A 988-nucleotide genomic window follows, 5' to 3' on the forward strand; every position below is an offset into this window, starting at 1 on the left:
TACTATAAACCATGATTTAATGAACAAATCAATTTTACTTACAGAAAAATTCAAAGAAAAAAACATGTATGTTAATAATCTACTTGAGAATATAAATAAAATCTCTATTGAAAAATCTAATATTGAAGTTGAATATAAATCTTTACTTGAAACTAAACATATACTAGAAAATAAAAATCAATCTTTAAAAGAAACCTTAAATAAAGAATATGAAAAATATAAAATACTTAAAACACAGCTCGATAACAAAATAAACGAAAATGAAATTTTCAAATTAAAAATAGAAGAGAATAATATTTCAAACAAAAATTTAAATAACATAATAGATAAATTACAGAATAATGCTATTACAACTATGGAAAACATAAAAATAGAGCATATTACAGAAATAAAAAATATAAAAAAACAACTTGTAGAAAGTGAAAATAAAATTAAAAATTTATATGATATAAACAAAAATTTAGAACTTGAAAATAATAAAGTAAAAGAAAGTTTAGAAAAATCCCAAAATCATATTTTTTCAAATTTAAGAAATAAATATGATACTGAAGTTTTAACTATAAAACAGCAACTAGAAGAAAAACAACAAAATTTTGAATATATAAAAAATTATTCTAAAAAGTTAGAGGCTAGTTTAAGAGAATTAGAAACTGAAAATTCCTCAATAAAGGAGCAATTAGAAGGCTCTAAAAATAAGGGATTTTTTGAAAAATTTCTTAAATAAATATCATAAACAACCACTGAAATCTCATAGTTAAATCATTTTATAAAAAACTATCGCACTAATTTTATAGTGCGATAGCCCTTTAATGTTTATTACAATACTATTTCTGTCCTATCCAAGTATAAATTTTTATGCCGCATTAAAATTTGTAATCTTACAGATTGAAAATGCTTCCGCAGTATTATTAACTGTATTTTGTCCTAATAATATTCCTAACCCAACATTTCTTACTGTTAAATTTTCAAAAACGGCATTATTCCCTTG

The 988-nt window shown here is 21.3% G+C and carries 1 pseudogene; it reads left to right on the plus strand.

Annotation, left to right across the window (positions count from 1 at the left end):
- A pseudogene (locus EJL03_RS15850) lies at nt 1-724 on the plus strand (hypothetical protein); the annotation flags it as partial.
- Between the last annotated feature and the right edge of the window lie 264 nt (nt 725-988).

The organism is Clostridium rectalis (assembly GCF_900626095.1).
GTDB lineage: Bacteria > Bacillota > Clostridia > Clostridiales > Clostridiaceae > Clostridium_AS > Clostridium_AS rectalis.